Here is a 23,787-nt window from a genome sequence, read left to right as displayed (position 1 = left end):
AAACGAGGGGCGAGGACACCGGAGTTGCCGGTGCCGGGGTGATGCTCCGGCACCGGCAGAGAGACAAGCTCCCGAAGGCCCACTCAGGTCAGGCCAGTTCAGGACGGCCCCCGCCCTCAGTACCCCACCCGGAACGTAGCGTCCTGCTTCTCGGCAGTCGTGGAGATCGGGTCGATCCGCAGCACGTAGTTCGAGTGCCGGATGTACCGCGTCGGGTTGTTGTACGACCGGAAGGACGCCCACGAGCTGTCCGCCAGGCCCGCCGTGCGGTAGAACGTCGCGTCGCCCGCGAACGTCGACGTGCCGTCGTTGACGTCGAGTTGGAGGGCGTAGTTGTAGTGCCGGAGATAGCGGGTCGGGTAGTTGACCGACTGGAAGGAGATCCCGGTGCTGTCCGCCAGGCCCGGGACGAGTTTCCACTCCGAGTCGGTGTACAGGTCGAAGGGGTACTCGTCGATGCGGCCGACGTAGTTGGCGTGGCGGATGTAACGCGCCGGGTAGTTGTACGACTTGAGGCGGTTCCAGGCCGGGGAGCCCCACTTGGTGAGCAGGTTGTTGTACTCGGTCGTCGTGATCGTCGCGATGCCGCAGTGCTTGGAGTTGACCGGCTGGGTGTACGTCTTCTGGTCGAGCGCGGTCCAGGAGCCGGAGGCCAGGTCGGAGGTCTGCCAGGCGTAGAAGACGCCGTTCGGCGTGTACGTGTCGCCCCAGAGGTACCAGGTGTTCGACGACAGCGACTTGAAGACCGTCGGGGCCTCGGTGCCGCCGTGTGCCACGCCCGCGCTGTACTCGGTGAAGCTGCCCGGGTCGAGGGAGGTGGAGCGCGCGGAGACGAGGGTCTGGTTCTTCTTGAAGAACAGGTAGTTGTAGCCGTTGACCCCGACCGCCATGTCCCCGTCGATCACCTCGTACCCGGGGTCGAAGAAGACCTGCGGGCTCGACGCCGTGACGAAGTCGCTGGTGTAGTTGACCATGATCACGTTGTGGCCGGTGGAGTTGACCGCCGAGTAGATCACCGCGTACTGGCCCCGGCTCGCGTCCCAGAACGCCTCGGGTGCCCAGCTGTGCGTGGTCATGTCGTGGAGTTTCAGGCGCCGGTAGCCCGTGAAGGTGCGCAGGTCGGCGGAGTCCCAGACGTGGATGTACTGGCTGTTGTACGACCAGTCCGTGCCCTTGAGGTCGGTGGCGAGGACGACGAACGTGCCGTCCTGCTTGCGCATGAGGAACGGGTCGCGCAGCCCGAGGGCACCCGCGGTCGGGGTGACCACGGGGTTGTTCTGGTTCAGCGGCGTCCAGTTGAGCGAGTCGGTGCTGACGGCCAGGTGGAGGCCGTAGTCGGTGCCCAGCCCGAGGCTCGTCGACTCGGTGAAGTAGCACATCACGTACGCCGAGTCGGCCGCGTGGGCCGTGCCGGCGCCGAGGGTCAGGACGCCGGACGCGGCGAGAGGAGCGGTGGCGGCCATGCCGAGGAAGAGACGGCGGGAGGGCTGGGGTCTTGCGCTCATCTTTGTCTCCAAGCGGGTGCTGGTGAGGGGGTGGATGCGGGTCCAGGAGTGGAGTGAGCGGCTGCGCGGCTTGTGTGTGGGGGGAGGAGGAGCGGGGTGAACAGGTCGAACAGGGTGAATGGGGACGTGGAGAGCGCAGCCAGGCAAGCGAAATGGCCGAAATTTCGAACTAGGTTCGGAAAGTCGATCAGAAGGTAGATCGCCCCACCCTGCTCGTCAATCACTCTGGCGAGGCTGTGCAGATTCTTTGTGCACAACCATCCGCATCCGCCGTGAGTCACCTGGGGGTGTTGAAACCGCTTGTTCCTCTTGGAGGTTGTGCATGCCCTCTCGCCCCGTAAGTCGCCCCGCGAGTCGTTCCTTCGGCCGTAGGGCGCGCACGGCCTCGGCCCTGACCCTGGCCGTCACCACCGGACTGACCGCCCTGGTCGCCCTGCCCGCCACCGCCGGCGCCGCGGAACCGGCGGCCACCGTGACGAGGGGCGCTGACGGCAAGTCCTTCGTCTACACGGCGGCGCCGGGCCAGACCAACAAGGTGAAGGTCGAGGCGTGGAACGACGGCGGCATGAACCTCTACCTCATGTATTTCATCGACGACGTGGTCCCGATCGAGGACCCCGGGGACGTCTGCGGCTACCCCGACCCCACAGACCGCACCAACATCGCCTGCGATGTGAGCCCCCCGGACCCCGACCACGGGTACGTAACGCTGACCATGAAACTCGGCGACGGCAACGACAGCGTCACCTACAACAACCATACGAATTACAAATTTCCCACCGCGATCGAGCTGGGCGCCGGAAAGGACACGTCGACCCAGACCGGTAGCACCGACGTCAACCTGGTCTACGGCGGACCCGGCGACGACAACATCGCCGTGCACGACAAGGGGAGGGCCTGGGGCCAGGACGGCAACGACACGATCTCTGCCGACGGCGAGGGAAGCCGAGCGGACGGGGGCACGGGCAACGACCTCATCTACGGGGGCGCGGGCCGGCAGACCCTGACCGGCGGCACCGGCAACGACACGGTCCGCGGCGGCGCCGGCAACGACCTGATCTACGGCAGCCCGGGCAACGACGTCCTCTACGGCAACAGCGGCAACGACGCCATCCAGGGCAACAGCGGCAACGACAAGCTGTACGGCGGTCCCGGCAAGGACACTCTCAGCGGCGGCCCCGGCCGCAACGTCGTCCGCCAGGACTGACGCCGACATCCCTCACTCGACACCCGTCCCCGGCCCCTGTCCGGCCAGGGACGGAGCGCGTCTCGGAGTAGGATGATCCGACCCCCGGCGGAGGACCCGGCGGCGGGTTCCGTTGCTGAGGAGATGCGTGACCGTGGCTGCCCGACGGCTTCCCTCATCGGTCTGGGTCACCGGTCTGACCTTGGGCGCGGTCGCCGCGGTCACCGTACTGGCGGTGAAGGCCGAGCAGGGCCCGCAGCCCCACGCCACCGCCGCCATCAGGCCCAGCGCGTCCGCCTCGGCGAAGCCCTCCGCCAAGCCCAGCCAGGCTGCCGCGGTGGCCGTGCCGGACGGTTCGGGGACCGGGCGGCGGGTCGTCTACTCGCTCGGGCAGAAGCGGGTCTGGCTGGTCGACGCGAGCGACCAGTCCCGCCGTACGTTCGTGGTGTGGCCGGGCTCGGTGAGCCCGGAGCCCGGGAAGTACGTGGTGGGGCAGCGGGTCGAGGCCCGGACCGGCTCCGACGGCGTCGCGATCGAGCACGTCATGTTCTTCGCCACCAGCTCCGGGCTCTCGATCGCCTTCTCCAACGCCGTCGACGGCGCCTCACCGCAGCCCGTGTCCGGCGTGCAGACGGGCGGCATCCGCATGTCCAAGGCGGACGGCACCGCCCTGTGGGCCTTCGGGGACACGGGGACCGCGGTGACGGTCGTCAAGTAGCGCCGCTGGCTGCTCCTGCTACTCCTGCGGGGACCGGTCCGCGGTCGGCGGTGCGGTACGCGCCGGCAGGTGGATCACCAGCAGCACCAGCCCGCTCAGGGTGATCACGCGCGTCGCCGCGTCCAGTCCGTTCCAGTCGTCCGACTGCCACATGGCGAACCACTCGCCGCCGATCGCGATGAAACCGGCGCCGAAGAGCAGCATCAGCATCAGCAGGCCGTACGTCGAGACGCGGCGCGCCTGTTCGAGGTCGCGGCGGATCCAGAGCCAGGTGGCGGCGATGAGGACGAACGCGGCGAGCGTCTCCCACACGATGATCGCCACGTACGCCGTGTCCTGGAGGCCCTTCGACGTGATGGCTCTCCACATCAGGTCGTCGTCCTTGAACGTGGTGTCCATGGCGAGGACATGGCGCACGAACTGCTGGTTCGAGTCGAAGTCGGTGATGTTGCCGAGCGCCACGAGAGCTATGTAGAGCGCGACCGTCGCCGTCAGCAGGGTCGCGGCGAGGGTGAGCGCGGTGTGTGGGGGGTGGACGGTACGGGTGGGGTGGGGGGTACCTGTTGTGGTCATGAGGTAACTCTATGGATGGGCTCGGGCGCCGTCTCCCCGCCCCTGTCCATGAGTTGGGCCAAACTGGTGGCTGACCCAGGACACCTGCCAGGACACCTGCCACGACACGAGGAGACGCACGGATGCCCCAGGCCCCGCGCCCGTCGATGCGCCAGCTGATCCAGCAGCGCAGACGCGCCGGTTTTGTCGGCCGGGGTGCCGAACGGGCCGCGTTCCGGGCCAACTTGGACCTGCCGCCGGACGACGAACGCCACCGCTTCCGCTTCCATGTGCACGGCAACGCGGGTGTCGGAAAGACGTTCCTGGTACGGGAGTTGGAGCAGCAGGCCAAGGAGCGCGGCGCGCTCACCGCGTACGTCGACGAGGGCGTCGGCAGTGTTCCCGAGGCGCTCGCGGTGATGTGCCGTCAATTCGCATCCCAGGGGCGGCGGTTCAAGGAGCTTGAGCGGCTGCTCGCGGCCCATCGGGAGCGGCGGCACGAGGCCGAGTCCGCCGTCGCGAGCCTCGAACCGCAGCCCGAGAGTCCCTCGGCCGGCAGTCTGGCCGCCGTCCGGTTCGGGCTCGCCGGCGCCGGGCTCGTCCCGGTCGTGGGACCGTTCGCCGGAGCCCTCGACGCCGACCGGATCGCCCAGGGCGCCGACCGGGTACGGGCCGGGATCGCCGCCCGGCTGCGCAATCAGGACGACGTACAGCTCGTCCTCGCGCCCGAGCGTGTCCTCACCCCGGTGCTGCTCGCCGAGCTGGACGACATCTGCGCCGCCGTCCCCTGGATCGTCCTGTTCCTCGACACGTACGAGCGCACCGGCCCCTTCCTCGACGGCTGGCTGCACGACATCATGACCACCGACCGCTACGGAGACCTCTCCTTCCCCGCCAACCTCGTCCTCGTCACCGCAGGCCAGCGCCGCTTCGACACCGGCCGCTGGGGCGGCTTCGCCGACTTCGTCACCGAGGTGCCGCTCGGCCCGTTCACGAACGCCGAGGCGCGTGGACTGCTCGCCGACAAGGGCGTGACCGACGAGCCGGTCGTCGAGGAGGTGCTGCGGCTCACCGGCGGACTGCCGGTACTGGTGTCGACCCTCGCCGAAGCCCGCCCCACCGACCCGGACGACATCGGCGACCCGAGCGCCACCGCCGTAGGACGGTTCCTGAAGTGGGAGACCGACCCCGTACGCCAGGCCGCCGCCCTCGCCTGCGCGCTGCCCCGGCGTCTGGACGCGGACATCTTCCGGGCCGCCCTCCCGGCTTCCGCTTCCGAGCAGGCGCGGGACGATGCCGAACTCGACCTGCTGTTCGGGTGGTTGAGGTCGCTGCCGTTCGTGAGCGACCGCGGCGACCGCATCCAGTACCACGACGTCGTACGCGCCCCCATGCTCCGTCTCCAGCGCCACCGCTCCCCGCGCCGCTGGGCCGAGCAGCACACCGGCCTCGCCGACACCTTCGCCGGCTGGCGCGCCGAGGCCGAAGTGCCGCTCCCCGCCGACGAGTTGTGGGCGACGGAGGAGTGGCGGGAGCTGCGGCTCGCGGAGTCGTACCACCTGCTGTGCGCGTCCCCCCGTACCGCGCTGCCCGTCGTCCTGCGGGATGTCGTCGACGCCTGCGACCACGGGGAGGTGGTCGCCCGGCGGTGGGCGCGCGTCCTGGTGGAGGCGGGTGACGACAACGAGGCGCCTGAGGTGCGGAGTTGGGGACGTGACCTCCTCGACGTGCTCACCGACGACGGGGGCGGGCCCGGCGCGGAGAGCGGGGAAGGCGGGGTGCTCGGCGCGCTCGCGCTGCTGCTGGGCCGCGCCGGGCTCGACGCACGCGGACAGGCCGTCGCCCGAATGCTGCGCGGGCGCGAACTGCGCATGAGCCGGGAGTACGAGAAGGCCCTCGCGGAGTACGCACACGCCGTCGCCCTCGATCCAGAGCTGGAGCGCGCCTACTACGGCCGGGGCGTCACCCGCGCCGAACAGCGCGACTACGCCGCCGCCATCGCCGACCTCGACCGCGCCGACGAACTGGCCCCCGACACCGCCCGCGTCCTCTTCGTACGCGGCGACTACCACCGCATCCTCGGCCACCACGAGGAAGCCGTCCGTGACCTGGACCGGGCCGTCGCCCTCGGCCCCGACCTGGCCGGCGCCTGGGCCTCCCGGGGCGTCACCCGGCACGGCACCGGCGACACCGAACACGCCCTCGCCGACCTCGACCGGGCCCTCGAGCTGGACCCCGAGCACGTGTGGGCGCTGGTCCGGCGGGCCCGGGTGCACCGCTCGCGCGGGGAGCGGGCCGGTCAACTCGCCGACCTGGACCGGGCGGTGGCCCTCGGGCCCGAGCTGGCCTGGGTCGCGTGCGAGCGCGGCGACGCGCTCCGGGCCGCCGACCGGGACGCCGACGCGCTCGACGACTACGACCGCGCCCTGCGACTCGACCCCGCCTACGCGTCGGCGTACGCCAGCCGGGGCGTCTCCCGCAGCCGACTCGGCCGCCACGACGAGGCGTTGGCCGACCTGGACAAGGCCCTGGAGCTGTATCCGGCGTACGCCTGGGCGCTGGTGCAGCGCTCGGTCGTGCACCGGCGGGCCGACGGATACGAGGCGTCGTACGAAGACGCCGACAGGGCGGTCGAGTTGGAGCCCGACAGCGCCTGGGCGCTGTGGAACCGGGGTGAGGCGCTGCGCTGCCTGGGCCGGTTCGAGGAGGCACGCGCGGACCTCGACCGGGCGCTCGCACTGGCCCCGGACAGCGTGTGGGCGATCGGCTGCCGGGGCGCCGTACTGCACGAACTACGGCTGTTCGGGGACGCGTTGACGGATCTGGACCGGGCGGTCGCGCTCGACCCGGACGGGGCCTGGCATCTGATGCGCCGGATCATGACCCTGCTGGCGGTGGGCCGCCCCGCGGACGCCCGCACCGACCTCCACCGCTATCTGGTGATCGGCGAGGACCGGGCCTGGGCGCACCACGCCCTCGCACAGATCCACCTCCTGGACGGGCGCGCCGAGGACGCGGCGGCGGCGCTCGCGGAGGCGGCGCGGCACGGGCTCGCGGAGCCGGCCGGCCTGGAGGAGCTGTCCCGCGCCCAGCGCAGGGCGGGGGAGTGGCGGGCCGCCCGGGAGACGGCGGACCGGATGTGCGGCCTGCACGAGGCAGGCGGCGTCTTCTGCCGCGCCCTCGCGGTCGCCGGGGAGCGCGGCCAGGAGGCCGCCCGCCCGGTCTGGCAGGAGGCGGACCGGCTGGCCTCCGACTGGGACCTGCTGACCCAGGGCGCCTCCGGCTTCCTGCACGCGGTGATCGCGGCGGGCCTCGGCGACTGGACGGCCCTGGACGAACACCTCGCCGACCTGCTCACGGGGACGAGGGAGTGGGTGGACGTGGCATGGCTCGCCGACCTGCTGAGCGAGCTGGCGGGGGCGCCGGGCGGCCCGGCGGAGGAGCGGGAGCGGCTCACCGTACGGCTGGAACGGGTGCGGGAGGCGCGGGAGGCGATCAGCGGGCGGTACGCGGAATGACGAAGGACCAAGGCGTGAGCGACGAGAGGGGCGAGAGGGGGGAGAGGGGCGCGGGGGCAGAGAGAAGAGGGAAGGGGGTAAGGCTCTCGATTGGTGACCAGCCGGGACCACTCATGACTACTCGTGCCTACTCGTGCCTACTCATGCTTACTCGTGCCCTCTCATGCCCTCTCCTGTCACTTTCCGCATACCAATACGAGCCCTGAACGGACCGTTCCCGGTCGATTACAGTGCTGAGCTGTCAATCGTACGAACGATGCTGTGAGGGAGGTCCGAGGTGGGCGTGATGACATCCGGTGGCGTGACCGGTGCCGCGGCCGGCGCCATCTGGGGCCGCTCCGAACAGCAGGACTTCCGCAGCAGGGTCCGCGGCACCCTGCTCGGCGCGGCCCTCGGCGACGCCCTGGGCGCCCCGCTCGACGGCCTCACCCTCGGCTCCATCAACGAGGCGTACGGCGCGGACGGACTCACCGATCTCGCCTTCGCGTACGGCAGACGCGGCGCGATCACCGACCTCACCCAGCTCACCCTCTTCACCCTGGACGGCCTGATCCGCGCCCAGGTACGCCGCGACACCGGTGCCTGGCACCCGCCGACCGACCTGCACCGTGCCTACCGCCGCTGGCGGGCAACCCAGAGCGACTGGGGGCCCGACGAGCGCCGCAAGGAGGACGGCTGGCTGGCCCACGAGGAGTGGCTGTACGCCCGCCGCGACCCGGCCCTCGCCTGTCTGCTCGGCCTCGGCGACGAGACGATGGGCACCCTGGACGCGCCCAAGAACCCCGGCGAGGCGGGGGCGGAGGCGGCGGCCCGCTCGGGCCCGTTCGGGCTCCTGGTCGGCTGGGAGCCGCAGCTCGTGATGCAGCTGGCGGTGGAGTGCGCCGCGCAGACCCACGGCCACCCGACGGGCTACCTGGCGGCGGGCGCGTACGCCGTGATCGTGCACGGTCTGGCGCGCGGCGAGAGCCTCGACACGGCGGTGCAGCGGGCGCTGGCCCTGCTGGCGGCCCGACCAGGCCACCAGCAGGTGGCGGAGGCCCTCCAGCGGGCCCTGGGCGCCGTACGCCAGGGCATCCCGTCCCCCGCGCGGGTCGCGGACCTGGCCGGCGCAGGAACGGCGGAGGGCCTCCTGGCGGTGGCCGTCTACTGCGCGCTGGTCGGCGAGGACGTCCGCCACGGTCTGTCCCTGTCGGTCAACCACGGCGGCCCGTCGGCCGCGACGGGCGCGCTGACGGGCGGCCTGCTCGGCGCCCTGCACGGCGAGACGGCCCTCCCGCCCGCCTGGCTGGCGGAGCTGGAGGGCCGACCGACGATGCTGGTCCTGGCGGACGACTTCGCGATGGAGATGACCCAGGGCCCGGCCCTGCACGGCCCGGCGGGATCTTCCCCGGGATGGCTCACCAGATACCCACGGGCGTGAAGGTCGTTTCAGCCCGTCCGGGGGTCCCCCCTCTGGGGGAGTTTGAGGACGAGCGCGTTCAGCGCGAAAGGGGGTCTGGGGGCGTAGCCCCCAGGAAGGGATGGGACGGGTAGGGGCGGCGGGGGCGAAACTCCCCCACCGCCACCCCCACCCCACCCGCGCCCTCAGTCCTTGACCGGCGCCACGTCCGCGGGCTGCTGCGGAACAGGCACCCGAACCGCCGCGCTCCCGCTGTCGTCCCCGTCCGTGTTCACGGTCTCGATGATCGCCAACCGCTCCGGCGTGTCCTCGGGCCGCAGGAAGCCGATCAGGATGTACAGCACCAGCGAGACGGTCAGCGGGATCGACACCTGGTACTGGAGCGGTACCCCGCCGTCCACGCTCCAGTTGATCGGATAGTTCACCAGCCAGAAGGCGAGCAGCCCCATCGACCAGCTGCCCAGCGCCGCCGTCGGCCCCGACCGCCTGAACGGCCGCAGCAGACCCAGCATCATCGGAATCGCCATCGGACCCATCAGCCCGGCCACCCACTTGATGACGATGGTGATGATGTCCTTGAACGCGGGCGAGTTGACCTGCGTGGCCGCCGCCATGGACAGCCCGAGGAACACCACGGTCGTCACCCGCGCCGCGACGAGCCCCGACGAGTCCGTCCAGGTACGTGCCCGCTTCCAGACCACCGGCGCGACGTCCCGGGTGAAGACGGCGGCGATGGCGTTCGCGTCGGACGAGCACATGGCCATGGTGTGGGAGAAGAAGCCGACGATGACGAGTCCCAACAGCCCGTGCGGCAGCAGCTGTTCGGTCATCAGGGCGTAGGAGTCGGACCCGTCCGGCTTCTGCGACTGGACCAGCAGCGGAGACATCCACATCGGGAAGAACAGCACCAGCGGCCAGACCAGCCACAGGGCCGCCGACAGCCGCGCCGACCGCTCGGCCTCGCGGGGACTGGCCGTGGCCATGTACCGCTGCGCCTGGTTGAGCATGCCGCCGTTGTACTCGAACAGCTTGATGAAGAGGAACGCGAGCAGGAACACCGTGCCGTACGGGCCCACCAGCGGCTTCCCGTGCCCTTGCAGCGCAGGCTCGTCCCAGACCCCGAAGAACCCTCCGTGGTCGTCGAGTTTGCCGACAACGGCGATGAACATCGCGATGCCCGCGAGGAGTTGGATGACGAACTGTCCCAACTCCGTTAGCGCGTCCGCCCACAGGCCGCCGATCGTGCAGTACACGGCGGTGATCGCACCGGTGATGAGGATGCCCTGGTTGAGGGACATGCCGGTGAAGACGGACAACAGGGTCGCGATCGCCGCCCACTTCGCGCCCACGTCCACGATCTTCAGCAGCATCCCGGACCACGCCAGCGCCTGCTGGGTCTTCAGGTCGTAGCGGTTCTTCAGGTACTCCAGCGGAGACGCCACATGGAGCCGCGACCGCAACCGGTTGATGCGCGGCGCGAACAGTTTGGAGCCGATGGCGATGCCCAGCGCGATCGGGAAGGACCAGGTGACGAACGACGTGACGCCGTACGTGTAGGCGATACCGGCGTAACCGGTGAACATCACCGCGCTGTATCCGGACATGTGGTGCGAGATGCCGGACAGCCACCAGGGCATCTTCCCGCCCGCGGTGAAGAAGTCGCTGACGTTGTCGACCCGTTTGTGGGACCAGACACCGATGGCGACCATCACACCGAAGTACGCGATGAGCACGGTCCAGTCGAGGCCGTTCATGTGCTCCCTCCCAGGGGCGTCGAGCAAGTCGAGCGGGGGTGTCGAGCGCCCGCTCATCGTCGATTCGATGGCATGGCAACGACAACAGCCCGTACGGTCAAGAGGGAGTAAAGAAGTTCGCCGCACTGACCTCGGTTCATGTCCATGAACAAAGTGCGACCACTGAGGGATTGGCGGAATATCGGCTACCGCATCAATTCACCCGCGTTCACCAGCAAGGACTGCCCGGTGATGGCCCGAGCCCGCTCCGATGCCAGAAACACCACCGCGTCCGCGACATCCCCGTCCGTGGCCAGCTCGGGCAACGCCATCCGCTCCGCGAGCCGCTGCCGCACCTCGGCCTCCGGCACCCCGTCCCCCTGCGCCGTGAACCGCACGTACGCCTCCACCGGCGGCCCCCACATCCACCCCGGCAGCACGGTGTTGACCCGGATCCGATGAGGTCCGAGCTCCCGCGCCAGCGAGTACATCGCGCTCGTCAGCGCCCCCTTGGAGGCGGCGTACGCGGCCTGCCGCACCTGCGAGGGCGCGGCCACGGCGGACTGCGTACCGATGAACACCACACTCCCGCCCCGCTCCTTCAGCGCCGGCAGACAGGCCCGCGTCATCCGCAGCGTGCCCAGCAGGTTCACATCGACGACACCCGCCCAGCTCTCGAAGTCCGCGTCCTCGATTCCCCCGAAGTAGCTGTCCCAGGCGGCGACATGGACGACCCCGTCGATCCTCCCGAACCGCTCGCACGCCAGCGCGGCCAGCGCCCGGCACTGCCCCTCGTCGGTGATGTCGGTCGCGCGGTACGCCGTACGCGCCCCGTCCGGATCGAGCTCGCCGGCGGTCTTCGCGAGGTGCGCCTCGGTGCGCGCCCCGAGCACGGCGTTCCCCCCGTCCCGCACGACGGCCGCCGCGACCTGACGCCCGAGCCCGGCGCCGACGCCCGAGACCACCACGGTCTTCCCTGTGAGCAGCGACATCGAAGCCCTCCCCGACTCTGGCGGTTTATCTGACGGAGCGTCAGAGTATGGGCGTCCGAAGGAGGAAGGAAGAGGAGAGAAGGAGAAGGGGAGGCGAAGGGAATGACTGAACGGGAAACGAGTGCAAGGGAAACGGGTGCGAGGGAGACGGGCGAAAGGGGGACGGGCGAGGAGACCCGTAGCGAGGTGTACGCCGAACTGGCGGCCGTCGGCCCGTACGGCGTCCACCCGGGCCACGCGCTGATCACCATGGTCGAACCGCACCCGGGCCACGAGTACGCGTACAACCGATGGTACGAGGACGATCATTTCATCGCCGGCGCGATGGCCATGCCCTGGATGTTCTCCGGCCGCCGCTGGGTCGCGACCCGGGACCTCCAACTCCTGCGCCGCCCCGAGAAGTCGGCGGTGGCGCAGCCGGTCACCGCCGGCTGCTACCTCTCCACGTACTGGATCACTCAGGGCCGCTACGCCGACCACATGCGCTGGACCGTCGGCATCAACAAACGCCTCAACCGCGACGCACGCGTCTATCGAGACCGTACCCACGTCTTCACGGCGTTCCAGGACCACGAGACGACGGTCTACCGGGACGGTGCCGCCGGCCCCCGCGACTTCCACGCCCTTGACCACCCGTACGCGGGCCTGGTGTTGCAGGTCATCGACGCCGAAAGCCCCCAAGCGCGGGCGGAGTTGCTGGAGTGGCTGCACACCCGGCACCTGCCCGAGCGGCTCGCCGGGTCGCCCGCCGCGATGGTCACCGTCTTCCGCCCGACCCCGCTGCCCGGCGACCGGATGACGTACGTGAAGCAGGTCGAGGGTGTGGACGTACGGCTGACGCTGCTGTGGTTCCTGGAGGCGGACCCACGGGACTGCTGGGAGCCGCACTTCACGGGCCTGGAGGAGGCGGTGACCGAAGTCGGCCTGGGGCGGGTGGAGTTGGTGGCACCGTTCATTCCGACGGTGCCGGGGACGGACCTGTACGTGGACCGACTCAGGTGACCGGAGCCGGGCGTGGCCGAGCCCCCTCGGCTAGGACGGCGGGCCAGTCGAGAGGGCTCTTTCGGTGGTGCATATGAAGTTGTCGGTCGTCACGGTGTGTCAGGCGGGGTCGAGAGTTCCCCGGCCCACCTCGGTCACGAACGTGTTCCATGAGTCCGAGGGGAACGCCAGCGTCGGGCCGGCCGTGACCTTGGAGTCACGTACGGCGAGTGCGGTCACCACGGTGGACCTGACCTCGACGCACGCGCCGTTGCCGGCGGAGTAGGAGGACTTCGTCCAGGTTCCCGTGACGCCTTGCAGAATTGCCATTTTTGCTCCAGTGGACCAGTTGTCGAATTGCTGTCACCGGACTGCGGGTTCGATACGGAACTCGTGGTTCGGTTTGCGCCAACGTTTGTTACTCGATGGCGTGATCGACGCTACTCGCCAACTGCTCCGTCTGAAGTGGCCGTTCACTCTTCCGGATGGCATATTCCACGGGGGTCTTCCGGTCCTGAGTGGCGGCGGTGTATCGTGCGGCACTTCTTCGGGCTGAGGGTGCCTGGAGGGGATCCAGAGGGAATCGGGACCGTCAGCGCGCGTACTCTTTCGCGACGTTCAGGATGAACTGGCGCGATTGGTCCACATTGAGGGCCTGTGCGCGGAGATGTTCGTACATCACGCTGTATTTCTGCACGTCGGGTGCCTTCTCCAGGTAGAGGTCACTGGTGACGCCTTCGATGTAGACGACGCTCGAATCCGCCGCGTCGGGGAACTCCAGGATCGCGTACTGGCCGTTCAGGCCGGGGTGTGCGCCCACCTCGTAGGGCAGCACCTGGACGGTGACGTGGGGCAGCTGGGACATCTCGGCCAGGTGCTCCAACTGCTCGCGCATCACCAGGCGGTTGCTCACGATGCGATGCAGGGCCGCCTCGTCGATGACGGCCCACAGGCGCAGCGGATTGTCGTCGGTGGAGACGCGTTCCTGCCTGCGCAGTCGCACCTGGACGCGTTTCTCGACGTCGTCCGTCGACGTCTCGGGCAACGCCCCCTGGATCAGGGCCTCGGCGTAGGGGCGGGTCTGCAGGAGGCCCGGGATGATCTGCGACTCGAAGGCCCGCAACGACGCCGCGTCCGTCTCCAGCCCGATGTACACGCTGTACGGGACATCCCCGAACGCGTGCCACCAGCCCTGCTGGCGGGAGTCCTTGGCCATCTCCATCAGGGAGTCGACCATCCGCTGGTCCTCGACCTCGTACACCCCGCACAGGTCACGGACGTCGCGCTGGCTGATGCTGCGGCGGCCGTTCTCCAGTCTGCTGATCTTCGACTGGGAGACCAGCAGCCGCTCGGCGACCTCCTCGGCCGTCATGCCCTTCTGTTCGCGGAGCCTGCGCAACTCCTGGCCCAACCGGCGTCGCCTGACGGTGGGATTCACATTGGACGCCATGGGACGTGCACCTCCGGCTGCGTACCTGTACTTGCCACTTTCCGTATCTGCTGTTGAGCAGACTGCCACCAAGGTGCGCGCTACCGCTGGGAAACTGCGGATATGCGGTGCCGAGGCGGGAGATATGCGCCCGGTACACGCCAGTTCGGTGGATTCCGCTTACCGTCCGGGTTCGCTCGCGGCCGGCTCCGGACGCGCATGTGCCGGATGCGCTTGTGCCGGGTGCCGGGTGCCGGGTGCCGGAGGGCATGCGCCGGAGGGCAATCACCGGAAGAGCTGTGCCGGAGGGTGGGTGCCGGGCGCCCGGCCCCGGACATGCGGCCGCGCGAGGCGGCGAGGGCCGGGTCGGAGTCCTTGCGGACGTCCTTACGGTCCCTCACCGCCCCGCGCGGGCCAGCGGCTCCCGAACCGGTCTTGGGGACTGCGGTGCGGCGCTGTTGAGGTCCTGCGTGGTGCGCGTGCGCGTCGTGCGGGGTCGTGCGGGTGCCTCGCGGATCGGGCGTTCGCCGTGGGACTGCGGCTCAGTGAGCCACGGCGCGCGCCATGGATCCGCGGTGCGGCTGCATCGGAACGCCGCGTGCGGGCTCCGGTGCGGGCCTGGCTCCGGGGGCGGCCTGACGGCCGGCCGGTGCCGGGCTGCGACGCGGCTGGACCGCGACGCCGTTCTGCACGTCCATGACAGCGTGAGCCACCAAGCCGCCCATGGGGTCGTGCCGGATCAGGTCCCGCAGCCGGGAGCGGGACGAACGTCCCTCGTTACCCGGATACAGGTGCTTGCCTAGACCGACCGCATGGGCCAGCGCGGCGAGCGCTGCCGTCCGCGGGTCCGGCGGGACGCCGGTGCGGATGGCGGTGTCCAGTCGGGCTCTGATCTCCCGGCTGATCTCCGTGTCCGTCGCTTGATAGCGAGTTGTCGGCAGCACCCCGCACATCTGTCCCGCCACGGCATGCACCATGCCGCACCGCTCCAGATGCGAGAGGTAGGTCTGACGCAGCCCCAGGCGGGGCCCGCCAATCCAGTTCACTGCGCGTACGGGTGCTCCGCGTCGGCGCAGCAGTTCCAACGCACAGTCCAGTGTTGGATCTCCAGTCGGCCGTGGTACGACCACGGCGATACGATCCCCATCGGGGGCTATCCGTCCGGCCATCGCCAGCTCCACTAGCTGTGCTCCGGCCAGACCGAGGTCGAGCGACTGCGGCTGTGCGGTGGTACCCGTGGCCGGGTCCAGCGCCAGCAGTAGAAGCTCTTCCGGAATTGATCTGCGGCTCCTGCCCATCCATGCCTCCCCGCGTGGATGAATGACAGGGTGACCCCTCTCACATTCATCTGTCGAGAGGGCGTGACCGGTTCGATATGGAACCAGTAGGTATGTCGTTCTCGTCTACCACTGGAGTCGAGGCTGCGCACAGGACACTGGTAGGTGGTTCGGACAGTGTCGTTCGGGTGGCGCATGACGGTTCACGGGTCACGGTTCGGTAGACGCACGGTGAGCGTGCGGCGCGAGAAGGAGGCATCGGTGGCGGGCGAGTCCCCCGACAGGTCGAAGCAGCGCGAGTCGTCGGAAGAACCGACGTCGGGGAGCGCGGGCCCGGTTCCCGGGGCCAGGGGTGAATCCGGCGCCGGGGCACGCGACCCCCGGCTCGCGGTGGCCCGGGAGCGCGGCGGCGTCGACACGGCGACGCGGGTGTTCCAGCGCCCGCCGCTTCCGGCGGAGGCCGCGGACGCGGATCCCGACGCCGACGCGAGTACGGCGGACACGGCGGCGGAGGCTCAGAGCGAGCCCGAGGCTCCCGCTGACGGCACCGACGGAACGGGCAGCACCCGGCTGCGCGCGGCGGTGGCCGCGTGGGTCGCCGGCGCGGACGAGGGGGCGGGCGAGGGGAAGTCCGAAGGCGTCGAGGGTGCCGCCAAGGAACGAGGCCCCGACACGGACGCACCGGCCGACGCCTCTGAGGGCACCGAGAAGCCCCCAGTGGACGCCACTGACGATGCCGGACCCGCCAAGCCGTCCGAGGCCACTGATGGGCCCCCTGGGTCCTCCGGTGGGGCATCTGGCGATTCCGGCGAGGACCCGTCTGAGCCGGAGAGCACCCAGGAGCCCGAACCGGAGCGGCAGGCAACGGCCGACACCGAGTCCGGCGCCGAGCCGAAGTCCGGCGCCGAGGCTGTGAGCACGCCAGAGTCGAAGGCCAAGCCCGGTGCTGAGCCGAAGCCCAGGGCCAAGTCGGGCGCCGAGGCTGAGCCCGGCACCGACTCCGGGGCTGAGCCCAAGTCTGGCGCCGAGGTTGAGTCGGGCGCCGAGGCCGAGGGTGCGGCCGATTCGAAGCCCGGCACCGGCGCCGAATCCCGCGCGGAGACGACGCCCGGCGCCGAGACTGCGCCTGGGTCGAAGTCCGGGGCCGGCGCCGAATCCGGCACCGAGGCCAAGCCCGTCACCGCCTCGGGGGGCGAGTCCAAGTCCGACGCCGAGGTTCAGTCGGACGCTGAGGCCGAGCCTGTGGCCGGGTCGAAGTCCGGCGTCGGCGCCGAGTCCGGTACGGAGACGACGTCCGGCGCGGAGGCTGCGAGTGCGGCCGGGTTGGAGTCCGGCGCTGGCGTCGAGTCCGGGATCGAGTCAAAGTCCCGCGTCGAGGTTGGGTCCGGCACGGGCATCGAGACCGCGGCCGAGTCGAAGTCCGGCGCGAAGCCGAAGTCCGCGCCGGAGCCAAAGGCCGCCGCTCAGGCCGTGAGTGTGCCCGGGCCGGAATCCGGCACCCGCACCGACTCCGGGGCTGGGTCCAAGCCTGGCGCCGAGCTTGAGTCGGACGCCGAGCCCGTGAGTGCGGCCGGGGCGAAGCCCGGCACCGGCACTGAATCCGGCGCGAAGCCGAAGTCCGCGCCGGAGCCAAAGGCCGCCGCTCAGGCCGTGAGTGTGCCCGGGCCGGAATCCGGCACCCGCACCGACTCCGGGGCTGGGTCCAAGCCTGGCGCCGAGCTTGAGTCGGACGCCGAGCCCGTGAGTGCGGCCGGCGCGAAGCCCGGCACCGGCACTGAATCCGGCGCGGAGTCGAGGTCCGGCGCCGAGACTGCGCCTGGGTCGAAGTCCGGGGCCGACTCCGAGACCAGGCTCTCCACCGACTCCGAGTCCAAGGCCAAGTCCAAGAGCGCCCCCGATTCGCGGCCCGAGCCGGACGCGAAGGCCGAAGTCGCCGCTGACACCGCCTCCGGCACGGACTCCACCCCCGACACCGACGGCCCGGCCCCCAAGCCCTTCGTCGATCAGCCCACCGCCATTTTCAAGGCCGTACGGCCCCCCGCCGCACCCCCTGTCGACCAGCCGACGACGATGCTCAAGCTGGGCGACCTCGCGGCAGCGAAGCCCAAGGGTGACAAGCGCGACGCGGACATCAAAGCGGAGGCCAAGGCCGGTGCCGATGCCGACGCCAAGGCCGACGCCGTCGCGGACGCCAAGGGTGAGTCCGTTTCGGAGCGAACCAGCAAATTCGTAGCCCTGAGGCAGCTGGACGACCCCTCCACCCGCAAGCCGCCGCCCACCGCCGGTCCCCCCGAGGCGCCCGCTGCCGAGCGGTCCGCGCCGCCCGCCGCCCAGCCGTCGGGGACACCCGCCGCCCAGTCGCCGAAGGTACCCGCCGCCGAGGCCACCGCCGTGGTCCCGCAGGTCGGGCCGGAGCGGACGACGCAGCAGCCGTTGCCGCCCATGCCGCCGCTGGATCTGCTGGCCGAGCTGACGAACACGCCGCCGCCCCGGGACACCGCCGTGCGGACGATCGCGCGGCGCGTCAAGATCTGGACGCCGGTGGCGGTCCTGTTGCTGATCATCTTTGCGGTCGTACAGGCACTGCGTCCGCTGCCGAGCCCCGAGCTGACGCTGACCGCCGAGGACTCCTACACCTTCGACGGGAAGGCCGCCGCGCTGCCGTGGCCGTCCGAGGGGCAGGGCTGGATGGACGTCAACGGCGTCGGAACCATGGGGAACTTCGGCGAGCAGAAGCCGGTCGCCATCGGGTCGGTCGCCAAGGCCATGACCGCGTACATCGTCCTCAAGGACCACCCGCTGAAGTCCGGCCAGGCAGGCCCGAAGATCACCGTGGACGCGCTGGCGGAGAAGGAGGCCGGCTACTGGAAAGACGGGGAGTCCACCCTCACCACCGTCAAGAAGAACGACGTCCTCACCGAGCAGCAGGCGATCTCGGCCATCATGATCCCGTCGGCGAACAACATCGCCCGGCTGTTGGCGCGTTGGGACTCGGGGACCGAGACGGCGTTCATCAAGAAGATGAACGACACGGCCAAGGCACTCGGGATGAAGAACACCACCTACACCGACGCCTCCGGCCTGAAGGAGACCACCGTCTCCACCGCCGAGGACCAGGTGAAGCTGGGCAACGCGCTGGTGAGGATCCCGGCCCTGATGGACATCACCAAGCTGCCGGTCTGGTACGACCCCACGGGCAAGAAGTGGGACAACTACAACCGTCTCGTCCCCTACAACGGCGCCATCGGCATCAAGACCGGCACCACCACCGCGGCCGGCGGCAACCTGCTCTTCGCCGCCACCAAGGAGGTCGGCGGTGAGACGGCCATCGTCGTCGGCGCGGTCCTCGGCCAGCACACGGCGCCGATCATCGACACCGTCAACGCGGTCAGCAAGACGGCGATGATCGCCGCCCGGGACGCGCTGCTCTCGTCGAAGATCCTGAAGAAGGGCGACGTCGTCGGGTACGTCGACGACGGGCTCGGCGGGCACACGCCGGTCGTGCTGTCGAAGGACGTCACGGCGGTCGGCTGGGCCGGGCGGAAGGTCGAGCTGTCGTTCGCGGCCGCCGCCGACCTGCCGCACTCCGCCAAGGCGGGCACCGCGGTGGGCTCCCTCACCGTGGGCGACGGCAAGGGCGGCGCGGTGAAGGTCCCCGTGCAGCTCCAGAAGGACCTGGTCGAACCCGGCTTCGACAAGAAGCTGACACGGGTCGGCTGACCGATACCAGTACTGGCACCAGTACGAAACAGGACGACGAGTAAAGGGCCCGCCCCGATCGGGGCGGGCCCTTTACTCATCTACTTGTTCTTCTCCGCTTCCTTCTCGCACTGCAGGGCCGTCTCCTGGGACGGCCCGCCGTACGTGGAGCTGATCCGGATGTCGCCGGGCTCCTCGACGGTCAGCTTGGTGAACTCGCCCTCGTCCGTCAGACAGCCGTTCTCCGCCCACAGCCAGGGCGAGTACGCGATCCGTACGGTCACCTCGCCCGCCCTCGGCATCCGGACGACGAGGTTGGCGCCGTCGGCGCTGACCACGGAGGCCGGCTTGTCGACCAGCGGGGTCGCGTTCTTGACCCGGTAGATCTTCCAGTTGGCGTCCTCCCAGACGGGCTGGAGATAACTCGGCCCGCTGGTCACCAGGGCGTGTTCCAGCTTCGCGGGGCCGTCCGGTTCGCCGTTGACGAGGACGACGAAGCCCACCGCCCACTGGGAGAGCCACGCCTTGTAGGCCGTGGGGGAGAAGCCGCCCTCGGGCTCCGCGGTGCCGCCGTGGCCCTCGTAGAAGAGCCGGCCCCGCTCGACGTCGGCCTGCCGGTTCCAGCCGCGGGCCATGTTGATGTACGGGGCGAGGATGGCGGCCTCGCGGTGGTCGCGGGCCGGTACGACCTCGACGCGTGTCTGCTCGGCGCCCAGCCGCTTCAGCTCGTTCACGACGCCGTCCGTCTTGACGGCCCACTCGGGCACCGTGGTGTTGGTGACGATGTCGGCGATCGTCTTGCCGGACAGCCAGCTCACGGAGATGGCCATCGCGAGCCCGAGGGCCACGATGCGCCGCCGGGGGGTGAACCAGGGGAGGGGAAGGGGAAACGGGAGACGCAGCCGGGAAGGGGCCACCGGGGCGGCGTCCCCGTCCCGTGCCCCGTCCCGCGTCCCGCCCCGGTCCCCGGTCCGCTGCTCGGCCGTCCCCCACCCGGTGCGGTACATCATGATCGCGAGCAGCGTCGCCGGGGCCGCCAGCTCCGAGAGCCGCTCGACGTTCGTACCGATCGGGGTCGGGATCAGGTAGCAGAGGACCACGCCGGCCGCGTACACCGCGGAGCCCAGACGCAGTGTGCGCCAGGCGCGCGGGGCCGTCAGGACGACGATCGCGCAGAGAATGACGGGCGGCCAGATACGGGCGAACGGCATCGGCTGCTCGCCCTCGAACGGGAACAGCAGCGTCGTGACGCCCACGACGGCCACCGGGGGCACCAGCAGGGCCGCCGCCCGGCCCCAGTCGCGCGACAGTACGTAGGCGGCGCCGACGACGAGTACGAAGAGACCGGCGACCGGGCTGCCGGTGGTGGCCAGGGTCGCGCACAGGGCGGCGACGCCGAGGTGCCGTGCGCTGCGCCCGCTCACCACGGCCAGCACGGCCGCCATCGCGAAGGCGGTGCCCAGCACGAACGTCGAGCGCCCCGAGATCACCTGGCACCACAGCGAGAACCCCACCGCCAGGGCCGGCCACAGCGGCCTGCGCACACCTGTGCGGGCGACGAGTTCCGCACCGAGCACCGTGGCCGCGACCCCGGAGAGCATGGTGGTCGCGACGACGCCGATGGCGGCCATCAGGTACGGGGACATCAGGCTGTAGTTGGCCGCGTGCAGCCCGCCGTACCAGAACAGGTTGTAGGCGGATCCCGGATACATCTTCGCGAACTCGGCCCACGCCACCTGGGCGGCCAGGTCGCCGCCGCCGGTCGCGAACACCGCCCACCAGATGAAGTACAGGGGCATCGCGCAGGCGGTCACGGTCAGTGCCACCCGGTGGCGCTCGTGCCACACCTCACGTGCCTGCGTGGGCTTGTCGGCGCGCATGACAGGTCTGCGTGGGGTCAGCTCGGCAAAGGCCACTGCAAGTTCCGTTTCGCTTCGGCTCGGGCGCGCGCGGACGACTGGCGGGTGTCTGTCCTGTGGAGGTGTCTCCGGGGTAGACGCTAATCGCACCCCGGACGTTGGTTTACCGGGCCCCATGTGACCAGGTGGTGACCGGGGCATGACGGAAAAGAGCCCCATCAGCTTGAGATGGTTCCCGGACGGGCGCGACCGGATAATTCAGGCCGCGCCCTTCCGGACACACCTCAGGCGCTCTTCAGGCACTCGTCAAACACTCTTCAGGGTCCCCTACGGGTGCCCCCGGGGCATTTTCACGAACCGCCGGGGGACGAGACGGGGGACGCGACGGGGAACGCGATGTCGCACACCGCGTCGTCCGGTCCCGCCGCTTCCCAGTCCGCGAAGTACACCTCGCGGCACGGCCCCGCCGGCTCCAGCCCCTGCCCGGCCAGCCACCTCTCCACCGCCTCGAAAGCGGCGAGGATCTGCGGATGGGCCACCTGCGCCTTGGTGATCCGCGTGAACGCGAGCCGCCGGGCCGGTTCCACGCGTACCGCCGTCTCCCGGGCCCGCCCGTGCGCCTTCGCCCAGGCCCGCGCGGCGGCCTCGTCGGCGACCGGGACGCACGACTCGGCCGGACCGTCGCTCTCCATGGACACCTCGGAGTGGTAGACGACGAACGGCGCCGCAGTCACACCCCCGCACTCCCGGGCGCCCGCCTCCAGGCGCCCCAGCGACGCCCCGATCCACGCGGGCAACTCATCCGCGAGAGTGTGCCGTGTCTCCGTCAGTACCACCCGCTCGGGTACGTCCACGGTCTCGACCACGAACTTCCCGTACAGCTCTTCCATCTCGGAGCTCCTCCCTGACAGTCGTCCACGGAGGTATCCGGCGAGTGTGCGCTGGCCCGCGATCCGCGCCTCGACGTCCGCCCAGTAGGCGGTGAGCCGCTCGGCGGCGGCCGTCCCGTCCAGCTCGACCAGGGCCACCAGCTCGCCGATGAGGGCGAGTGGCATGTCCAGCTGCCGGAGCAGGGCCACCAGGCGGGCGCGTTCGGTCTGGTCGGTGCGGTAGTAGCGGTAGCCGCTCACCTCGTCGACGTGCGCGGGGGCGAGCAGCCCGAGCCGGTCGTACAGCCGCAGGGCCTTGGGCGAGAGCCGGGCCCGCGCGGCGAACGCGCCGATGGTGAGCAGGTCGTCGTTCTCGTAGCCGTCCACCCCGGCATCCTCCGTCACCGGGCACGGTCGGCCCGGTGACACAGGACACTCACCCCTGCCCCAGGGGCAAGGTCAACCGACGGAACTACGCAAACACGGAATCGACGGGGTCAGCCGATGGCCTTCTCCACCGCGCCCACCAGCTCGTCCGTCTCCGGCTCGGTCTGCGGGGAGAAGCGGGCGACGACCTGGCCGTCGCGGCCGATGAGGAACTTCTCGAAGTTCCAGCGGATGTCACCGGTGTGGCCCTCGCCGTCGGCGAAGCCCACCAGACGGTCGTACAGGGTGTGCCGGGCGTCCCCGTTGACCTCGACCTTCTCGGTCATCGGGAAGGTCACGCCGTACGTCGCCGAGCAGAACTCGGCGATCTCCTCGGAGCTGCCGGGCTCCTGGCCGAGGAACTGGTTGCAGGGCACCCCGAGGACGGTGAAGCCCTTGTCGGCGTACCGCGCCTGAAGCTTCTCCAGCCCCGCGTACTGCGGGGTCAGCCCGCACTTGGAGGCGACGTTGACGATGAGGACGGCCTTGCCCGCGTACTGGGCGAGGTCCGCGGAACCGCCCGTGAGGGCACCGATCTCGACATTGAGGGGGGAGTCGACGGGGGAGGAAGTGGCATCAGTGGTCATAAGCGGATGCTAACTCCGGTAGGTGTCGGTCCCGGCTCCCGCCCCCGAAGCCGTGACCAAGACCTCACCGGCCGCCGTACGCGAGTACAGCACCGACCGCCCCGCCCGCCGCCGCTCCACCAGCCCCGCGTCCAGCAGCACCCGCAGGTGCCGCCCGACCGAGCCGAGCGTCTGCCCGGTCACGGCGGTCAGCTGGGTGGTGCTGTGCGGCGAGTCGAGGAGGACGAGCACGGCGGCCCGGGCCGGTCCGAGGAGCGCCCCGAGGGCGGCGGACGCGCTCCCACGACGACCGTCCCGCCCTGCCAGGGCTCCCACGCACGGGTAGACGACGGCGTACCGCTCCGACTCCTCCCACGCCACCCACCCGGCCTTCGGTGTCACGGGTACGAAGACCAGCTCGGCGCCGGAGATCTCGCGGGGCGGGTACTCGTGCAGGTTCACCTGGAGCCGGTTGCCGCCGAGCCAGCGGGTGCCCGGCCGCAGCGCGTCCAGCACCGCGGCCCAGCCGCCCTGACTGACCTGCGCGGTCCGCGCGACCACATCGGCTTCGAGAACGCGCCGGCGCCGGTCCCAGTACGGGCGTACGGCTTCCTCCCACACGTACGTGAGGAGATCGGCGGCGCGTTCCGGGAGGTCGTCCCGGTCGGTGAGGGCGGCGGGCAGTGGGCCGGGGCAGGAGCGGGTGAGGTGGTCGCGGGCGAGGGCGGGGGCGACCGTCCGGACTCGCGCGACGGCCTCCTCGAACGTCTCGTCGTACCGGGGGGTGGGGGTCAGGAAGTCGGCGATCCAGTCGCGGCCGAGGCCGACGCGGACGAGGAGGGCGGTCGTCGGGTCCTGCGCGAGACGGTGGCGGTACGCGGGGAGGTGAGCGGTCAGCCAGGTGCGCTCGCCGGGGTGCGTGGCAGTCCCGGTGTGCAGCAGCCGGAGGCTCGCGAAGGTCTCGGCGAGGGGCGATATGACGAACCGGCTGCGGGCGAGGGTGTCGGCGTTCACCTGCCACCAGCCCATGCCCGTACCTCCGTCGGTGGGGAACGCGCCTGATGTTTCGCGTGTGTGC

General features: G+C 70.5%; 17 protein-coding genes. 6 read left to right on the top strand and 11 right to left on the bottom strand.

What is annotated here, in order from left to right; genetic code table 11:
• Positions 1 to 116 precede the first annotated feature (116 nt).
• Positions 117 to 1,505 carry a glycoside hydrolase family 43 protein gene (locus tag ACW4TU_RS18935; protein WP_457429048.1) on the bottom strand — a complete coding sequence of 463 codons (1,389 nt, stop codon included), beginning with the start codon at positions 1,503 to 1,505 and terminating at the stop codon, positions 117 to 119.
• Between the two features lie 322 nt (positions 1,506 to 1,827).
• Here ACW4TU_RS18935 and ACW4TU_RS18930 point away from each other — a divergent pair, with 322 nt between their 5' ends.
• Together ACW4TU_RS18930 and ACW4TU_RS18925 are read left to right on the top strand one after the other, a co-directional pair.
• Complete coding sequence (locus ACW4TU_RS18930; RefSeq protein WP_457429046.1) at positions 1,828 to 2,712, top strand: calcium-binding protein; 885 nt, start codon at positions 1,828 to 1,830, stop codon at positions 2,710 to 2,712.
• 127 nt (positions 2,713 to 2,839) lie between these two features.
• On the top strand, positions 2,840 to 3,409 hold the full coding sequence (locus ACW4TU_RS18925) for a hypothetical protein (protein ID WP_457429045.1): 570 nt from the start codon (positions 2,840 to 2,842) through the stop codon (positions 3,407 to 3,409).
• A gap of 18 nt (positions 3,410 to 3,427) precedes the next feature.
• On the opposite strand, the gene ACW4TU_RS18920 is transcribed toward ACW4TU_RS18925, so the two are convergent.
• Positions 3,428 to 3,982, bottom strand: coding sequence for a DUF2165 domain-containing protein (locus ACW4TU_RS18920; RefSeq protein ID WP_457429043.1), 555 nt, complete (start codon positions 3,980 to 3,982; stop codon positions 3,428 to 3,430).
• Positions 3,983 to 4,104: 122 nt separating this feature from the next.
• On the opposite strand from ACW4TU_RS18920, the gene ACW4TU_RS18915 reads away from it, so the two are divergent.
• Positions 4,105 to 7,479 carry a tetratricopeptide repeat protein gene (locus tag ACW4TU_RS18915; RefSeq protein ID WP_457429041.1) on the top strand — a complete coding sequence of 1,125 codons (3,375 nt, stop codon included), beginning with the start codon at positions 4,105 to 4,107 and terminating at the stop codon, positions 7,477 to 7,479.
• Between the two features lie 286 nt (positions 7,480 to 7,765).
• The gene (locus ACW4TU_RS18910) at positions 7,766 to 8,899 is read left to right on the top strand and encodes an ADP-ribosylglycohydrolase family protein (protein ID WP_457429039.1); all 1,134 of its coding nucleotides are present in this window, start codon (positions 7,766 to 7,768) and stop codon (positions 8,897 to 8,899) included.
• 164 nt (positions 8,900 to 9,063) lie between these two features.
• Here ACW4TU_RS18910 and ACW4TU_RS18905 read toward each other — a convergent pair whose 3' ends face one another.
• Both ACW4TU_RS18905 and ACW4TU_RS18900 read right to left on the bottom strand, forming a co-directional pair.
• Complete coding sequence (locus tag ACW4TU_RS18905) at positions 9,064 to 10,632, bottom strand: sodium:solute symporter family protein (protein ID WP_457429037.1); 1,569 nt, start codon at positions 10,630 to 10,632, stop codon at positions 9,064 to 9,066.
• 185 nt (positions 10,633 to 10,817) lie between these two features.
• Positions 10,818 to 11,603, bottom strand: a complete 786-nt coding sequence (locus ACW4TU_RS18900; protein ID WP_457429035.1) for an SDR family oxidoreductase — start codon at positions 11,601 to 11,603, stop codon at positions 10,818 to 10,820.
• A 102-nt stretch (positions 11,604 to 11,705) separates the two neighbouring features.
• Here ACW4TU_RS18900 and ACW4TU_RS18895 point away from each other — a divergent pair, with 102 nt between their 5' ends.
• On the top strand, positions 11,706 to 12,605 hold the full coding sequence (locus tag ACW4TU_RS18895) for a hypothetical protein (protein WP_457429033.1): 900 nt from the start codon (positions 11,706 to 11,708) through the stop codon (positions 12,603 to 12,605).
• Between the two features lie 99 nt (positions 12,606 to 12,704).
• On the opposite strand, the gene ACW4TU_RS18890 is transcribed toward ACW4TU_RS18895, so the two are convergent.
• The 3 genes from ACW4TU_RS18890 to ACW4TU_RS18880 all read right to left on the bottom strand — a co-directional run bounded on the left by ACW4TU_RS18890 (position 12,705) and on the right by ACW4TU_RS18880 (position 15,311).
• On the bottom strand, positions 12,705 to 12,914 hold the full coding sequence (locus tag ACW4TU_RS18890; RefSeq protein WP_457429031.1) for a DUF397 domain-containing protein: 210 nt from the start codon (positions 12,912 to 12,914) through the stop codon (positions 12,705 to 12,707).
• A 262-nt stretch (positions 12,915 to 13,176) separates the two neighbouring features.
• Positions 13,177 to 14,034: a helix-turn-helix domain-containing protein gene (locus ACW4TU_RS18885; RefSeq protein ID WP_457429029.1), complete on the bottom strand. Its 858-nt coding sequence runs from the start codon at positions 14,032 to 14,034 to the stop codon at positions 13,177 to 13,179.
• A gap of 521 nt (positions 14,035 to 14,555) precedes the next feature.
• A complete protein-coding gene (locus tag ACW4TU_RS18880) occupies positions 14,556 to 15,311 on the bottom strand; it encodes a GOLPH3/VPS74 family protein (RefSeq protein ID WP_371661823.1) in 756 nt (251 codons plus the stop codon).
• A gap of 240 nt (positions 15,312 to 15,551) precedes the next feature.
• On the opposite strand from ACW4TU_RS18880, the gene ACW4TU_RS18875 reads away from it, so the two are divergent.
• Positions 15,552 to 19,010, top strand: a complete 3,459-nt coding sequence (locus ACW4TU_RS18875; RefSeq protein WP_457429027.1) for a D-alanyl-D-alanine carboxypeptidase — start codon at positions 15,552 to 15,554, stop codon at positions 19,008 to 19,010.
• Positions 19,011 to 19,090: 80 nt separating this feature from the next.
• Here ACW4TU_RS18875 and ACW4TU_RS18870 read toward each other — a convergent pair whose 3' ends face one another.
• From ACW4TU_RS18870 to ACW4TU_RS18855, 4 genes are all read right to left on the bottom strand, one after another.
• The gene (locus tag ACW4TU_RS18870; protein ID WP_457429025.1) at positions 19,091 to 20,869 is read right to left on the bottom strand and encodes a hypothetical protein; all 1,779 of its coding nucleotides are present in this window, start codon (positions 20,867 to 20,869) and stop codon (positions 19,091 to 19,093) included.
• A 329-nt stretch (positions 20,870 to 21,198) separates the two neighbouring features.
• Positions 21,199 to 22,122: a MerR family transcriptional regulator gene (locus ACW4TU_RS18865; RefSeq protein ID WP_457429023.1), complete on the bottom strand. Its 924-nt coding sequence runs from the start codon at positions 22,120 to 22,122 to the stop codon at positions 21,199 to 21,201.
• A 92-nt stretch (positions 22,123 to 22,214) separates the two neighbouring features.
• Positions 22,215 to 22,730, bottom strand: a complete 516-nt coding sequence (locus ACW4TU_RS18860; protein WP_457429021.1) for a glutathione peroxidase — start codon at positions 22,728 to 22,730, stop codon at positions 22,215 to 22,217.
• Between the two features lie 9 nt (positions 22,731 to 22,739).
• On the bottom strand, positions 22,740 to 23,738 hold the full coding sequence (locus tag ACW4TU_RS18855) for an ArsR/SmtB family transcription factor (RefSeq protein WP_457429019.1): 999 nt from the start codon (positions 23,736 to 23,738) through the stop codon (positions 22,740 to 22,742).
• Positions 23,739 to 23,787 lie beyond the last annotated feature (49 nt).

This window comes from Streptomyces kryoterrae (genome assembly GCF_054072135.1).
This window is presented reverse-complemented; position numbering and strand designations above follow the sequence as displayed.

What these genes read in the sequence shown, in the direction of transcription:
- ACW4TU_RS18900 (WP_457429035.1), bottom strand. Translation starts at nt 11,603, where the DNA reads ATGTCGCTGCTCACAGGGAAGACCGTGGTGGTCTCGGGCGTCGGCGCC.
- ACW4TU_RS18895 (WP_457429033.1), top strand. Translation starts at nt 11,706, where the DNA reads ATGACTGAACGGGAAACGAGTGCAAGGGAAACGGGTGCGAGGGAGACG.
- ACW4TU_RS18905 (WP_457429037.1), bottom strand. Translation starts at nt 10,632, where the DNA reads ATGAACGGCCTCGACTGGACCGTGCTCATCGCGTACTTCGGTGTGATG.
- ACW4TU_RS18855 (WP_457429019.1), bottom strand. Translation starts at nt 23,738, where the DNA reads ATGGGCTGGTGGCAGGTGAACGCCGACACCCTCGCCCGCAGCCGGTTC.
- ACW4TU_RS18870 (WP_457429025.1), bottom strand. Translation starts at nt 20,869, where the DNA reads ATGCGCGCCGACAAGCCCACGCAGGCACGTGAGGTGTGGCACGAGCGC.
- ACW4TU_RS18890 (WP_457429031.1), bottom strand. Translation starts at nt 12,914, where the DNA reads ATGGCAATTCTGCAAGGCGTCACGGGAACCTGGACGAAGTCCTCCTAC.
- ACW4TU_RS18920 (WP_457429043.1), bottom strand. Translation starts at nt 3,982, where the DNA reads ATGACCACAACAGGTACCCCCCACCCCACCCGTACCGTCCACCCCCCA.
- ACW4TU_RS18860 (WP_457429021.1), bottom strand. Translation starts at nt 22,730, where the DNA reads ATGACCACTGATGCCACTTCCTCCCCCGTCGACTCCCCCCTCAATGTC.
- ACW4TU_RS18885 (WP_457429029.1), bottom strand. Translation starts at nt 14,034, where the DNA reads ATGGCGTCCAATGTGAATCCCACCGTCAGGCGACGCCGGTTGGGCCAG.
- ACW4TU_RS18880 (WP_371661823.1), bottom strand. Translation starts at nt 15,311, where the DNA reads ATGGGCAGGAGCCGCAGATCAATTCCGGAAGAGCTTCTACTGCTGGCG.
- ACW4TU_RS18930 (WP_457429046.1), top strand. Translation starts at nt 1,828, where the DNA reads ATGCCCTCTCGCCCCGTAAGTCGCCCCGCGAGTCGTTCCTTCGGCCGT.
- ACW4TU_RS18935 (WP_457429048.1), bottom strand. Translation starts at nt 1,505, where the DNA reads ATGAGCGCAAGACCCCAGCCCTCCCGCCGTCTCTTCCTCGGCATGGCC.
- ACW4TU_RS18910 (WP_457429039.1), top strand. Translation starts at nt 7,766, where the DNA reads ATGACATCCGGTGGCGTGACCGGTGCCGCGGCCGGCGCCATCTGGGGC.
- ACW4TU_RS18915 (WP_457429041.1), top strand. Translation starts at nt 4,105, where the DNA reads ATGCCCCAGGCCCCGCGCCCGTCGATGCGCCAGCTGATCCAGCAGCGC.